Origin of the sequence: Flavobacterium endophyticum, assembly GCF_003634455.1 — a bacterium.
GTDB lineage: Bacteria > Bacteroidota > Bacteroidia > Flavobacteriales > Flavobacteriaceae > Flavobacterium > Flavobacterium endophyticum.
Map to the genome: position 1 here is coordinate 73,628 of NZ_RBLC01000003.1, position 13,288 is coordinate 86,915.

Below are 13,288 nucleotides of genomic sequence, written 5' to 3' on the forward strand. Positions count from 1 at the left end.
ACAAATCCAATGGCAGCGACCTTTTTTGCAACACAAGCCGAATTTAGAAAATGGCTCGAAAAAAACCATACCAAAGAAACAGAACTCCTTGTCGGTTTCTATAAGCTAGGCAGCGGCAAGCCCTCCATGACCTGGTCAGAATCTGTAGACCAAGCGCTTTGCTTTGGGTGGATTGACGGCGTACGCAGGTCCATCGACAAAGACAGCTATTCCATCCGCTTTACGCCACGAAAAAAGACAAGCAACTGGAGCGCCATCAACATAAAAAAGATGGAAGCATTGACCAAAGCCGGACTGATGACCGAAGCAGGGCAAAGCGCTTTCACCCAAAGAATAGAAAGCCGATCCAAGATCTACTCCTATGAAAACGAGCCTGTGCTTCTTGATGCCGAATATGAAAATCAATTTAGAAAAAACACAGCAGCCTGGGATTTTTTTAATAGACAAGCTCCCTCCTATAAAAAGCTAACAATCCATTGGATCATGGATGCCAAGCAGGAAAAAACCAGACAGTCGCGGCTGGAAAAAACAATACATCAAAGCGAACAGCAAAAAAGAATATAATAATAACTCCCTCTATTTATCGAGCTTTAGTAGCTGCTTTTAGCATTCCCTCTAATTTTTTTTAATTATTTATTGCACAGTTCTAAAATATGTATTTACTTTGAATTACAAAGTACTTTAAATCATTAATCTTAAAATCATTATTATTATGAACAATGCAACATCACATTCAGACCCTACAGCCTTACGAAGAAGACTATTGATTGGCGCAGGAATTGCAACGGCCTTGATTGTTTTCTTTCTGTTAAACGCTGGCGAATCGAAACCAGAATGGGGAAAATACTGGAGAATCAAGCCTCTTATAATGGTGCCTCTGGCAGGTGCTTTTGGCGGTGGATTATTCCATTACATCCAGCAATTCATCGGCGGCCAGAAAACTTGGACAAGAATAGCCGCTTTCTTAATCGGCGCGATTGCCTTTATTGTTACCTTATGGATCGGCACCGTTTTAGGACTTAACGGTACTCATTGGGATTAATACCTCAAACCATGAACTTGCTTTCCCGATTCGAACAGGCACATCTGCAGGCAAAAAGCAATAGATGGTTGCGTTATTTCACCGTCTTTTGTCGCATTGCCTTGGCGGCAGGCTTTTTGCCTTCGGGCTTTGTCAAGATTGCAGGAGAACGCTTTACTTCCCTGTCTGTCAACCATCCCATGGGACATTATCTAGAAGCCCTGCATGAAACCAGCTATTATTACACTTTTATAGGCATCGTGCAGGTTACAGCCGCTATACTGCTGCTCATTCCCCGTACGGCTACGCTTGGAGCTGTACTTTATTTTCCAATCATCCTAAACATCTGTATCCTTTCGTTGGCCGTACGTTTTGAAGGCTCGCTCCTCTCCTCTCCGTTAATGGTGCTGGCCAACACCTATCTCCTTTTTTGGGATTATGACAAGCTCAAATTTATACTCCCTTTTAATCGTTCGCCCCATGATGCCTTTCTACGGCAGCAAACCCGGAGCACTAAATTTCCTATGGCTTTCTTTGCCAGATCGGCGGCGGCTGTTTTCATCCTAGTGCTTATCATTACAAACCTGTTCGAAATCCAGCCTCACAATACCATTCCCGATTGCGAAATACAATGCAAAGACAATGGCAATCCCCAAGCCTGCATCGACTTCTGCAATTGCATTCATGTGCAAGGCAGGCCGATAGAAAAATGTCTGGAAGCATACGAAAAAGCAAAAAAGAAATAATAATCTTAAATCACAATCAAAATGAAAACGAAACTATTTACTAGGGTCACAGCCTTATCCATAGCAGTAACTTTTGTTGCCTTGCTTCTCGGACTTATTGGTGCGGCAATGTCCAGTTTTTATCCCGGGCTTGCCGTCTTGATAGTTATGGCTTTGATTACAATTTCCTCTAGGTTGTACACTACAAGAATAAGCACCCGATCTAATGATTTTCAGCGAAACTATTATACAATATTCACAATTATTAATGTGCTGTTAATCCTGATCGCGTTATGGATGACATTTGTTATTGTTCACGACCGTGTTCTTGGGGATTGCTGATAATTTTATCAGAGAATTGAAATACATACTATCTTTTAAATGAACGAAAATTGATTCTCGACGAATCCTGCTTTTTTTGTAAGTTAGCTTCTTCTATAACGAAGCTTATCACAAGCGGCTTTCGATTCGCATAAACAATGAGTTTCAAAAATAAGCAAAACAGCAAATACAATCCAATCGTTAACATGGCAACAGAATACTACCACGGCACAAAAGCAGACCTAAAACAAGGAGACCTCATCCAGCCCGGCTTTAATTCCAACTACGGGAAACAGTACAAGGCAAAATACATCTATTTTACGGCAACCCTCGAAGCGGCTACTTGGGGTGCCGAGCTTGCCCTTGGCGAAGGCTCAGAAAGAATCTACATCATAGAACCGACAGGCGCTTTTGAAGACGACCCTAACCTGACCGACAAAAAATTCCCAGGCAATCCTACAAAGTCATACCGTTCCCAGCAGCCGCTTCGCGTTATCGGAGAACTAAAAGAATGGCAGCCGCACACTGCCGAACAGCTCAAGACCATGAAAGACCATTTAGAAAAACTAAAACAGCAAGGCATCGAAGCCATAGAAGACTAACAGCTTGTTGTTCTTAGGTACTAGATAGATGCTATTTTAACATCCATAATAGCAGATAAACCTTTCCGAAAGAATCATTTCACCGCCTCAAAACAATTTAATATATTTGGTTTCAATCGTCTACAAACCCTATCAACAGAATAAACAATGAAACACATTTTTACACTTCTTATACTAGTTTCAACATTCAATATTTTCGCACAGGAGAAACTTAGTTTCGATAAAAGGTTTGTCCAAAGTGAAGACAAATGGATAGCTTTTGAACCAGACAGCCTTAACTCCTATCATTTCGGATTTATTTATATCGATTCTCAAGCGGGACTTACACTTAATTATGAAGGCAGCTTTACAATAGATAATAATGGAAAATTTATTCTCAAAAAAAGAGATGCTGAAACATCCATCAAATACCGTTTAGAAGCAAATAATACCTTGGTGGCTTTCATTCCAGAATCTAAATTCTCAGAGCTAAATATTAAAAAAACTCCCGACTGGCTCAAGCCTTATAAAGAAGGTGAAAATTCAATAGAAAGATTATACAATTGGGGATATAGGTACAACGGTTGGAACGAATGCGAAAAAGCATTAGAATTTCTAGAAAAAGCTAAAAAAATCAATCCCAACCATAAAGGTCTTAGGGTTGAACTTGCTTTCTCATATAATTGCTTAAAAAGATACCAAGACGCAATCAATATTCTAGAAGATGCTATAAAAAGTGAGCCATTAGATGCCTACGTCAATAAAGAATTAATTTATGCGCAAGTCAAAATTGGAAAACTCAAAGAAGCTGAAAACACCTGCAAGAAAGTAGTTCGAGATTGTCCTGATAAAACATACAATGCCGAAAATGCATACAATATTTTGCAGGCATATTATCTAAAAAAAGAAGTAGAAAAATTCAAGAATTGGCTTGCCGAATCAAGTTCTTATCTATTAAGTGAAGAAAGATTTAAGAATTTAGTAGAAAAAATGAAAACTGAATTAAAAATATAGAAATACCTGAAATATACACTATACACTGACATGCATTTTGTTTGCTAACCATCAAAACATAAAAATTATGAATCCAAAAAAAATGTGGGCCAATGTAGCCGTAAGCAATCTAGAACGAACCACTAAATTCTATACCCAATTAGGATTTAAGCACAACGGAAGCTCTAACGACCTGACAAGCTTTTTTTTCGGTGAAGACAATTTTATAATGCACTTCTTCCTGCCAGACATCCTCAAGACCAATACAAACATCGAAATTGCCGACTCGCACCGTTCCAACGAAATCATATTCACCCTTTCTGCCGAAAGCAAAGAACAGGTAGATAATTGGGCAAAAGAAGTAGAAAGCGCAGGCGGAACCATCATTTCCGAACCCAAAGAATTCGGAGAAGGATATTACGGTTTTGTTTTTGCAGACCCAGACGGACATAAGTTTAATGTCTTTTATATGTAAGACATCGCAAGCACATATGCTTTAGAAACTAATTTTAAGGAAGTAGTACAGCTACTTTTAGAGATGACATCAAATGGCAAAATTCCGAGATAAAAGTCTATATGTTTAGATTCGGAGGCAGACAGAATAGCTTCAACGAAATTAACGTAGCAGTGTATAAAGACTAAGCGATACTATAAAATTCTAAATCAAAAACATGAAGAACTATTTATTTTTATTTCTAATAATCATAAGCTGTAATAAAGCAACCCAAAAAGACAATATACAAGCTGCAAAACCAGCTTCAAAAAAAGAATTAAAAAAATTTTATGATTCCGATAAGATCGAGCATTTCTATCTCAACATTTCAGAAGACAGCATCCTTAATCTTTTAAAGCTGAAGAATGAAAACAAAGACCAAAAAAAATTAAGGCAATTATTAGTCAGCGATTATCCAGATTCTGTTTCAGAGCCCAATTTTGAAACCGACTTAGTTAAATATAAATTTACCAAAACAGAACTAAGTGAGCTAAAGAAAAAAGAAGTAGAAAAAATATTCAGCCAGCAAGATTCTACACCAGCAGAATTTCTTTCTTGTGTGCCCTACTATCGCGACATCTTTATTTTTAAAAAGAACGACTCTATCGTCGGAATTGCAAAAATTTGCTTTGATTGCGGCATTTCAACATTCTTAGGCTCAAACGTCGATACCGGTGAATTTGGTTTGCGTAGTGAATTAAATAAACTAGAGAAAATCGTACGTAACAAATAAGCTCCCGCTTTAATGAAAAAACTAGGCATCCTACTACTCACTATCCTAATAGCTACCCTACTAGCCGGAACCTACGGAGCGTTGCACGACCAGATAACCTATACCATTTCATCAGAATACTTTACAGTATTCAAATTTGAGCAATTTGGCTTCCAAGATTGGGGAAATAACAATCCCCGTTTAACCACCGCCCTCATCGGCTTTTTAGCAACATGGTGGGTCGGCCTCTACATTGGCATTGTTCAAGGCCTGGTCGGATTAATACACAAAAGCCCAAGGCTGATGTTTAAATACGTCTTCAATGCCATACTCATTACATTAGGTATAGCTATGATATTTGGAATATTCGGAGGAATTATTGAAGCCTTAAGCGGAGAAACCGACCCGAGCTGTTTTCCTTATGACGTACAAGATTGCAGAAGTTTTTTTATTGTCGGCTCCATTCATAATTATGGATATCTCGGGGGCGAAATAGGAGCCGCGATTGGTTTGGCCTATCAAATCTATCAAAAGAAAAAGGCTAATTGGCGTAATCGCTAATATATAGTAAATGTCTCATAAAGGATTAACCTTTACTAAAATTTATTAATTAGATTTGCATAAATTCATCTAAAAATGGCAGAAAAACAAAAAAGAGATAGATATGAAATGCACAAATATTGGGGCAAAAAACCGTCAAAAGATCTAAAGACTCTTATTGAAACCTATACAAGTATTGGAGATACTATATTAGACCCGTTTTCAGGTTATGGCGTATTTTGTTGTGAAGCTTTTTTATTAAATAGGAATGTTATATCTAATGACCTTAATCCAATTGCCAATTTTATTAATAAACAATTATTAACCAAAGACGTAGATATACAAAAGCTTGAAAAAGAATGGGATATCATAAAAGAAGAATTTACTCCTTACATCGATAGTTGGTATGAGTTTAATACTGATGGAGAAACTCTCCATCTCGTCAATATTCTTCGTGATAAAAATAATCGAGTAATAAAAGCAAAAGCCAGATCAAAAACAGATAAAAAAACAAGAGAAATATCCTTTTCTAAAGAGCAATCTCAACTTTTTTTACAACATGAAAAACAACAAATAATCAATGACTGGTATCCTACAAATAAATTAATTGAAAATTCAAGAATATCCGCTAAAAAAGGAATGACGGTAGCGGATTTATTTACAAGACGCGCCTTGGCTTGCCATGCTAAATTACTTTCCTTAATAGAAACCTGTTCAACAGGAGGTGAAAAAGAGCTTTTAAAGTTAGCTTTTACAGCAAATCTTGCTAATTGCTCAAAATTAGTCCCGCCAATTAAAAGCAGGAGCGATATGTCACAAGGAGCATGGATGACAGGTTTTTATGTCGGAGACACTTATTTGGAAAACAATGTGCTACATTACTTTCAAAATAGACTTCATAAAATAATAAAAGGAAAAAAAGATTATTTGGACTTCTTTAAAGGAGAAAATTTGCAAAAATACACTAATGAATATCGAGTCACCCAATATGATGCTAAACAACTAAATATTCCTGACAATTCTATTGATTATATTTTTACTGATCCACCTTATGGAGATGCAGTACCTTATTTTGAGCAGAGTATAATCTGGAACTCATGGCTTAAATTCAATCCGGATTATGAAAAAGAAATAGTTATTTCTGATAGCAAATTTCGAAAAAAAAGTATTGATAATTTTGAATTAGAAATTGAAAAAGCCTTTTCAGAAATTAAGCGAGTACTGCGTATGGAAGGATATTTTTCCCTAACATACCATTCTCTGTCTGGTTTAGAGTGGAAGGTCATAACAAATGCTTGTATAAAAAATGGCTTTGAAATAATAGATTTTACATGGCTTGTTCAAAAGAGTTTTACGCCCCGCCAAATAAATAGATCCAAAAGCATAAAAGGAGACGTACTAATAACTCTTCAAAAAGTTCAAGAAATAAGATATACAACTCCTTCAGACCAAGAAATAAAACTACTTTTTATTAACCATCTTCAAGAATGGCTACAAGAAACCCCATTAGATACCAATGAAATATTTTTAAGAATGATGATGATCATTTTTACACAAAGAATAATCATTGGAAATATTGACTTAGTTGATATTTTAACCCAAAACTTTACTTTTAATACAAATAATGAATGGATATTAAATGACAACATTGAACTTTTCGCAATTAGATAATTTATTTAGGAATGATGATTTTCCTAGTATTGAAAATGATACTAGAGGCATCCGCTTCCTAAAACTCCGAAGTATGTCTCGGAACGAGACAATGAGAGAATTTTGCCATTTACATAATATAGATATCAATCATTTACAAGTAAGGCAATATTTTTCACATCTATTTAATTTCGAGTACATCACAGATGAGCAAATTAATAATTTTATCATTCAAAAATATAATCAAGAAAGAGAAATAAGGAGGCTAAACGAGGAGTCTTTAGTTGATCAACTTAGTAGGCTTCAACATTTTGATTGGGGAGGCTCTTTTGGAAATAGTCTTGAAAAAAACATTGTTAATAACTATGTAAAGCGAATTCAATCTTTTGATAGGATTAATGAAGAAATAGAAGGTAGTCTCTTATCAAGTCTTAGAGGCTATACATTAAACTCTTGGTATAACCATTGGACATCAATTTTGATTGAAGACTTATTTAAAGATCATACTAATGTTCTTCCTACTGTTGGGCTTGTAAAGAAAATTGATTTTTTTATAAACAACATTCCTTTTGATTTAAAAGTTACCTACTTCCCTGAGCAATTACTTGCCCAAAAACTTCAAGCAAGAGGGTATGGTAATGAATTAACGAGATTGAAAAGAGTTTGCAGGCAATTAAATATATTCATACCTAATGATTTAAAGGACAAACAGCTAAAGTTGCATTTATATAACAAAGTGTCCGAAGATCCAAGAGATGAGGCAAGGCTATTTATTACAGATCTAAAACACCACAAACGTGAAATCATATCCGAAGCTGAAGAAAATCCAGAAGAACTAAAAGTTTGGTTTTATGAAAATCAAGGCGAAGCCAGATTTGATGCTTCAAATAGATTTTTTCTAGTATTAACTGATGAAGCTGACCTAACGAATAGCTGGAAACTAAAAAGAAATATCGTTTTTTTGAGAGAAAAAATTAATGAGCATCTAAATAATATTATACTGGACATTGAAAGGTTAAATACTGAATTTTATTGGGCAAAAAACCAACGAACATATAATTGCAAGTCCGATATACTTTTTATTAAACAAACAGAAAACATATAAGTTAAAAATAAATTTGAATCAGAATAATAAAACAAAAAAGCTCTTCAATTGAAGAGCTTTTTTGTTTTCATAAAATCTATTTACATTATCCTAGATAAGTTGTCATATCTCCCATCCAACCAACGATTCTATCATTTATAACTTCTTTAGCGCTATCATCATTATTTCCTGAAAACATTTCACCGATAAAAACAAACCCATCATCAAATGTTTTAGTAAGAATTTACATTATCTAAAACATTTCAATATATTTGATTTCAAACAATTACGAATAACAAGAAATAAAAGCAACTCATATGGACATTGTTTTTATCCTATTCATCATAGTTGGCCTCGTTATTATCTTTAATAAGATGAGAGATTATATTGAAGCAAAAAACAACGTTCCGCAACGCAGCTACTATATTCCTATACAAGAAAAGGAAACAATAGAACCCGTAACCCAATCCCATAGAGGCACAAGAGCAGAACGCCGTTTGGTAGCAAAACTCCTAAAATCAGGAATCCCGGCACAAACCATTTTCCACGACCTATACCTAAAAAAATACAAAGACAAATATTCCCAAATCGATCTCGTCGTTGCCACCAAAGTAGGCATACTCGTCTTCGAAATAAAAGACTACAGCGGTTGGATTTTCGGAAACGGACATCAAACACGATGGACACAAGTGTTGGCCTTTGGCCAGCAGAAATACTCTTTCTACAACCCAATACTGCAAAACAACAAGCATATCGCAGACCTAAAAAAGCAGCTCCAGCAATTCCAAAACATTCCTTTCTATTCCATTATCGTGTTCGATGGCGACTGTACTCTAAAAGACATCACCTTCGTGCCCGAAGGAACCTATATCGTAAAAGCAGAAAGAGTTATCGAAGTCATGCAAATCATTACAGAAACCAATACGCCCGCACCCTATACCAATAAAAACGATGTTGTTCGAGTATTAAAACAAGCCGTACAAAATGGCGAAAGCTATGAAGTTCAAAGGCAGCATGTCGAAAACATTAAAGATATGTTAGGCGAGGATAGAATCTTTAATTAATATACCAGCCGCTTCACCCCAAAAAGCGTGCTCTTAACCTAATACTTTCGTAAGAATTTACTTTGTACAAAAAAATCAATACATTTGATTTCAAATGATTAGAATCTTAAAAAGATAGTATGACAGACGACATGAAATTATATTGGAAACTTTATTCAGAGTGGTTCCCTAATGAAAGGATTTTATCTAAATTTAATAATCCAATAAGAGATTATTCTATTAAAAATTCTGGAAAAGTTATCGATATTGGTTGCGGCCAAAGTACCTATCTACTAGATTTATTAGACTCAAACTATGAGTTATTTGCAGTTGACACAAATGAAATGCAATTACAACTTTTAAAAGATAGAGTAATTAAATCCGGAAACAAGGCAGAAAGAATCAATTACTCTTCTACTGAGTTTCCATCAGATAATTTTAAAGGAAATTATTTTACAGCAATTATTATTTCCAACTTATTACATTTTTTTAAAAAAAATGACGCATATAATTTTGTTTCACAATTAAATCAATATAGTGAATCTGGCACTCTTATATTAGTTACTGTTCATTCTTCATCACACTTATCAAATAAAAAGGAAATCACTGACAAAAGCTATTTCAAATCTTTTTACTCAAAATCAGATTTATACGAAATGTTTCCTTCTTCTGATTTCGAATATATAGGTTATATTGAAAAAGAAAAACTTCCAAACAATTATAAAATAAAATTCATTAAACATTGGATAAATGAAGTTTATAAAGAAAAATACACCCCTAATCAAATCAGAAAAATTCAACAAAATTATTTAAAAACTTGTCGGATAAACAGTATAGATTTTTTAGTAAAAAAGCACTAAGAAATTTAAAAGACCCTCTGCATTTTTATTATAAAACTCATTAATAAAATTCATATGGAATTTGAAATATTAGACAAACCGGGAAACTATCCTCCTCAAAGTAAAAACAAAGTTTATTTGACTTGGGACAATTGGAATGATTATAGTTATTATACAACATTTGGGATTTTTTTTGTAGATGAAAATTCTGAAAAACATCGATTAGGCGGCGTAATGTTGGGATTTAAAGGCCAAAAACAGCTGGATAGAGTATTTCAGGTAGGTTATTCTTTCGATTATATCGGTGATACTCACTTTTCTTTAGGCACTTCAGAAGAGTATTACGAACGTCTGAACATGCTTCCTTCGAAAATAAGGGAAGAAATTCTTATAAACTTAAATGATTTGGCAAGAAATATAGAGTTGCTTGAAGGAATTAAGCATGAACGTGTATTTCGAAGCTCTTTTCTACGATCCTTGAGTGAATCAACTATTACTGGTCAATATAGAAGAATGGCATTAGGAGGAGCAAAGTTAACTCCCTACCGTTTTCTTTTTAATCAGCCTAGTGCTAATAATTCTTCATTTCTAAAACTAACATTTGATGTTGAACCTGATTCGCTTCCGCCAACCAACATACACGTACTTATAGGTCGAAATGGAGTTGGTAAGACTTATTTAATAAATAATATGATTGATTCATTATTATCCGATAAAAAAGAAATAGCAAAGGGTACTTTTAAATTTGAAGAGGATATTGAATATAGTGTACATGATACAACTTTTGTTAATCTAGTACATGTATCTTTTAGTGCTTTTGACGAAATAAATCTTCGTACAAAGACAAAAGTTACTACCAAAAATTTAAGATATTCATATATAGGTCTATGGCATTATAATGATGGAAAAATAACTATAAAAAGCCCAAAAACACTTCCTAAAGAATTTTATGATAGCTTATGCTTTTGTAAATCAAGAGGGCTTAAAAATAGATGGATAAAAGCCGTTACTAGTTTGCAATCTGACCCTAATTTTCGTGAAGCTGGAATTATTGAGTTGATTGAGTTGGATAAATCAAGAACATCTACCATTAAGATTAAACACACATTTAGAGCACTTAGCTCTGGACATAAAATAATTTTACTCACTATAACAAAGTTAATTGAAGAATTACACGAGAAAAGTTTGATAATTATGGATGAACCTGAGGCACATCTACATCCACCGCTTCTCTCTGCATTTATTAGGACTATGTCAGATTTATTAATAGACACTAATGGAGTTGCAATAATAGCTACTCATTCTCCTGTTATATTGCAAGAAGTACCTAAAAGCTGTGCTTGGAAAATACGTCGTAGCGGTTCCCTTTCTATTGCCGAAAGATTACCGAATGAATCTTTTGGAGAAAATATAGGAATTTTAACAAACGATATATTTGGATTGGAAGTTATGGAATCTGGTTTTTATAACCTATTATCTAGCGTTGCTGAGCAAAAAAAATACAATTACGATTCTGTTTTAAGAGAATTCGAATTTCAGCTTGGAATGGAAGCACGGTCAATTTTAATGTCCATAATAGCAAATAAAAATAATAAAGATGCTTAGAGTAACAAAACCTACATTATCTTCTGTACGAGTCTACTCAGATTGTATTAGGATAGTCAGAAATAGAGATCTACGAAATAGACTTACGGCATGTGAAGATTTAATACAACAAGCCGAGCAGGAATTCGAAAATAAAATCACAAAAGGATTGATGCATACTATCAATAGGGAAGAAACAGTAAATAGGAATGTCACAGCAAAAGAACTAAAGGATGTGTATACTCTAAGAATGGTAGGAAATCCTGCTGGGCGAATTCATTATGATGAATTGTTCCTTTCCGCTCCACAAGAATTATGTCCATTGTGCGCACATCGAAATGTTACGACCCTTGACCATTATCTTCCAAAAGCGGAGTATCCCCGATTATCAGTTGTGCCAATTAATCTTATTCCATCTTGTAAAGATTGTAATACTGGAAAGCTTTCTTTCTATCCAACTTCGCCAGAGACAGAAACCCTGCATCCATATTATGACAACATTGAAAATATCCAGTGGCTAAAGGCAACTGTAAATAGAACTAGTCCTATATGCATTAACTTTTATGCTGAGCGACAATCAGACTGGACAGATTTATTGTTTGAAAGAGTAAAACATCATATAGAAACTTATGGGCTTAAGTCTCTTTATAGCGTACAAGCAGCCCGCGAATTATCGGCAATTAAACGAATGCTGATCAACGATTACACAAATGGCGGTAGCGAAGAGGTCCGAAAAAGACTAATGGAAAATGCCGGATCTAGATTAGAAAATAATAGGAACTTATGGACAACAGCATTATATCTCGGCTTAGCAAATGATGCTTGGTTTTGCGAAGAAGGCTTTCGACAAATTGGATAACAATATAATCACATGAAAATAAACTTAAATGAAATGCATGGCTTTAATTGGACAGAAATATCATATCTAGATTTTAGCATTAGCAACTCTTTTTCGGCCCTTAGAAAATTAAATGTCAATCAGGAAAAGTTGCTATCGGAATCTAAAAGTGATCTTGAAGCAAAAATTAATTCAATTAGAGAATACAACAAAGGTGGCGAACAAGAATTTATAGAATCTTATATCCATCATATCACCTATGATGATGAAATCATGATTGAAGAAATTAAAAGACTACAACGTTACTCGTTAGTGGTTACAATTTTTTCATTTTATGAGGCTCGACTAAAATCACTTTGTGAAATGATTGAAGTAGAATTCAATTTTAAAATTAAAATTAATGATTTAAATAGCTATAAAGGAGATTTATTAAAATATTGGACATATTTAAGTAAAGTGTATGAGATGCCTACAGAAAGCTTACAAGAATTATTTGACCCGTTAATTCGTCAAAAAAAAATTAGAAATATTATAGTTCATCAAGACGGAATTATTAGTGAAAAACATCTAAAGGAAATTCCAAATACGCATGGAATATGTTTTAAAAAGTCTGGAAGCTTATATGTTTTAGAAATTGAAGAAAATATTTATGTAGAATTTTTATTGAAAAATATTATGCGATTTTTCGAATCCCTTCTTAAAGAAATTGACAAAAAATACATACAACTAAAATCAACATAAAATCCGTCAATAATAGTTTAGCAAATCCAAATTTGTGTCATGAGTCCGAATCTTCCGTTTATCTACACATAAACCTTTAATAAGATTTTTATGCCTCCCTTAAAACAATTATATACATTTGAT

15 protein-coding genes are annotated in these 13,288 nt (G+C 34.2%); all 15 read left to right on the forward strand.

All coding sequences use genetic code 11. The features are described 5' to 3' along the window. The first annotated feature begins 9 nt into the window (after nt 1-9). The 15 genes from CLV94_RS11775 to CLV94_RS11850 all read left to right on the forward strand — a co-directional run bounded on the left by CLV94_RS11775 (nt 10) and on the right by CLV94_RS11850 (nt 13,165). Nucleotides 10-564, forward strand: a complete 555-nt coding sequence (locus CLV94_RS11775) for a YdeI/OmpD-associated family protein (protein ID WP_121376700.1) — start codon at nt 10-12, stop codon at nt 562-564. A gap of 148 nt (nt 565-712) precedes the next feature. Beyond that, the gene (locus CLV94_RS11780; RefSeq protein ID WP_121376701.1) at nt 713-1,042 is read left to right on the forward strand and encodes a potassium transporter KefB; all 330 of its coding nucleotides are present in this window, start codon (nt 713-715) and stop codon (nt 1,040-1,042) included. Between the two features lie 11 nt (nt 1,043-1,053). Continuing rightward, complete coding sequence (locus CLV94_RS11785) at nt 1,054-1,767, forward strand: DoxX family protein (protein ID WP_121376702.1); 714 nt, start codon at nt 1,054-1,056, stop codon at nt 1,765-1,767. 506 nt (nt 1,768-2,273) lie between these two features. Continuing rightward, nucleotides 2,274-2,669, forward strand: a complete 396-nt coding sequence (gene arr / locus CLV94_RS11795; protein ID WP_317125121.1) for an NAD(+)--rifampin ADP-ribosyltransferase — start codon at nt 2,274-2,276, stop codon at nt 2,667-2,669. Between the two features lie 147 nt (nt 2,670-2,816). Then, the gene (locus CLV94_RS11800; RefSeq protein WP_121376705.1) at nt 2,817-3,662 is read left to right on the forward strand and encodes a tetratricopeptide repeat protein; all 846 of its coding nucleotides are present in this window, start codon (nt 2,817-2,819) and stop codon (nt 3,660-3,662) included. Nucleotides 3,663-3,729: 67 nt separating this feature from the next. Beyond that, the gene (locus CLV94_RS11805) at nt 3,730-4,116 is read left to right on the forward strand and encodes a VOC family protein (RefSeq protein WP_121376706.1); all 387 of its coding nucleotides are present in this window, start codon (nt 3,730-3,732) and stop codon (nt 4,114-4,116) included. A 196-nt stretch (nt 4,117-4,312) separates the two neighbouring features. Then, nucleotides 4,313-4,867: a hypothetical protein gene (locus CLV94_RS11810; protein ID WP_121376707.1), complete on the forward strand. Its 555-nt coding sequence runs from the start codon at nt 4,313-4,315 to the stop codon at nt 4,865-4,867. 12 nt (nt 4,868-4,879) lie between these two features. After that, the gene (locus CLV94_RS11815) at nt 4,880-5,407 is read left to right on the forward strand and encodes a hypothetical protein (RefSeq protein ID WP_121376708.1); all 528 of its coding nucleotides are present in this window, start codon (nt 4,880-4,882) and stop codon (nt 5,405-5,407) included. A 75-nt stretch (nt 5,408-5,482) separates the two neighbouring features. After that, nucleotides 5,483-7,057, forward strand: coding sequence for a DNA methyltransferase (locus CLV94_RS11820; RefSeq protein WP_121376709.1), 1,575 nt, complete (start codon nt 5,483-5,485; stop codon nt 7,055-7,057). Between the two features lie 73 nt (nt 7,058-7,130). Further along, nucleotides 7,131-8,141, forward strand: a complete 1,011-nt coding sequence (locus CLV94_RS11825) for a hypothetical protein (protein ID WP_170148793.1) — start codon at nt 7,131-7,133, stop codon at nt 8,139-8,141. A gap of 296 nt (nt 8,142-8,437) precedes the next feature. Further along, on the forward strand, nt 8,438-9,184 hold the full coding sequence (locus tag CLV94_RS11830) for a nuclease-related domain-containing protein (RefSeq protein ID WP_121376711.1): 747 nt from the start codon (nt 8,438-8,440) through the stop codon (nt 9,182-9,184). A gap of 119 nt (nt 9,185-9,303) precedes the next feature. Continuing rightward, on the forward strand, nt 9,304-10,023 hold the full coding sequence (locus CLV94_RS11835) for a class I SAM-dependent methyltransferase (RefSeq protein WP_121376712.1): 720 nt from the start codon (nt 9,304-9,306) through the stop codon (nt 10,021-10,023). 54 nt (nt 10,024-10,077) lie between these two features. Then, nucleotides 10,078-11,607: an AAA family ATPase gene (locus tag CLV94_RS11840; RefSeq protein WP_121376713.1), complete on the forward strand. Its 1,530-nt coding sequence runs from the start codon at nt 10,078-10,080 to the stop codon at nt 11,605-11,607. After that, a complete protein-coding gene (locus CLV94_RS11845; RefSeq protein WP_121376714.1) occupies nt 11,600-12,445 on the forward strand; it encodes a hypothetical protein in 846 nt (281 codons plus the stop codon). The genes CLV94_RS11840 and CLV94_RS11845 overlap by 8 nt, the downstream gene beginning before the upstream one ends. Nucleotides 12,446-12,457: 12 nt before the next feature. Continuing rightward, nucleotides 12,458-13,165: a hypothetical protein gene (locus tag CLV94_RS11850; RefSeq protein ID WP_121376715.1), complete on the forward strand. Its 708-nt coding sequence runs from the start codon at nt 12,458-12,460 to the stop codon at nt 13,163-13,165. The last annotated feature ends 123 nt before the right edge of the window (nt 13,166-13,288 follow it).

What these genes read in the sequence shown, in the direction of transcription:
- CLV94_RS11775 (WP_121376700.1), top strand. Translation starts at nt 10, where the DNA reads ATGGCAGCGACCTTTTTTGCAACACAAGCCGAATTTAGAAAATGGCTC.
- CLV94_RS11780 (WP_121376701.1), top strand. Translation starts at nt 713, where the DNA reads ATGAACAATGCAACATCACATTCAGACCCTACAGCCTTACGAAGAAGA.
- CLV94_RS11785 (WP_121376702.1), top strand. Translation starts at nt 1,054, where the DNA reads ATGAACTTGCTTTCCCGATTCGAACAGGCACATCTGCAGGCAAAAAGC.
- arr (WP_317125121.1), top strand. Translation starts at nt 2,274, where the DNA reads ATGGCAACAGAATACTACCACGGCACAAAAGCAGACCTAAAACAAGGA.
- CLV94_RS11800 (WP_121376705.1), top strand. Translation starts at nt 2,817, where the DNA reads ATGAAACACATTTTTACACTTCTTATACTAGTTTCAACATTCAATATT.
- CLV94_RS11805 (WP_121376706.1), top strand. Translation starts at nt 3,730, where the DNA reads ATGAATCCAAAAAAAATGTGGGCCAATGTAGCCGTAAGCAATCTAGAA.
- CLV94_RS11810 (WP_121376707.1), top strand. Translation starts at nt 4,313, where the DNA reads ATGAAGAACTATTTATTTTTATTTCTAATAATCATAAGCTGTAATAAA.
- CLV94_RS11815 (WP_121376708.1), top strand. Translation starts at nt 4,880, where the DNA reads ATGAAAAAACTAGGCATCCTACTACTCACTATCCTAATAGCTACCCTA.
- CLV94_RS11820 (WP_121376709.1), top strand. Translation starts at nt 5,483, where the DNA reads ATGGCAGAAAAACAAAAAAGAGATAGATATGAAATGCACAAATATTGG.
- CLV94_RS11825 (WP_170148793.1), top strand. Translation starts at nt 7,131, where the DNA reads ATGTCTCGGAACGAGACAATGAGAGAATTTTGCCATTTACATAATATA.
- CLV94_RS11830 (WP_121376711.1), top strand. Translation starts at nt 8,438, where the DNA reads ATGGACATTGTTTTTATCCTATTCATCATAGTTGGCCTCGTTATTATC.
- CLV94_RS11835 (WP_121376712.1), top strand. Translation starts at nt 9,304, where the DNA reads ATGACAGACGACATGAAATTATATTGGAAACTTTATTCAGAGTGGTTC.
- CLV94_RS11840 (WP_121376713.1), top strand. Translation starts at nt 10,078, where the DNA reads ATGGAATTTGAAATATTAGACAAACCGGGAAACTATCCTCCTCAAAGT.
- CLV94_RS11845 (WP_121376714.1), top strand. Translation starts at nt 11,600, where the DNA reads ATGCTTAGAGTAACAAAACCTACATTATCTTCTGTACGAGTCTACTCA.
- CLV94_RS11850 (WP_121376715.1), top strand. Translation starts at nt 12,458, where the DNA reads ATGAAAATAAACTTAAATGAAATGCATGGCTTTAATTGGACAGAAATA.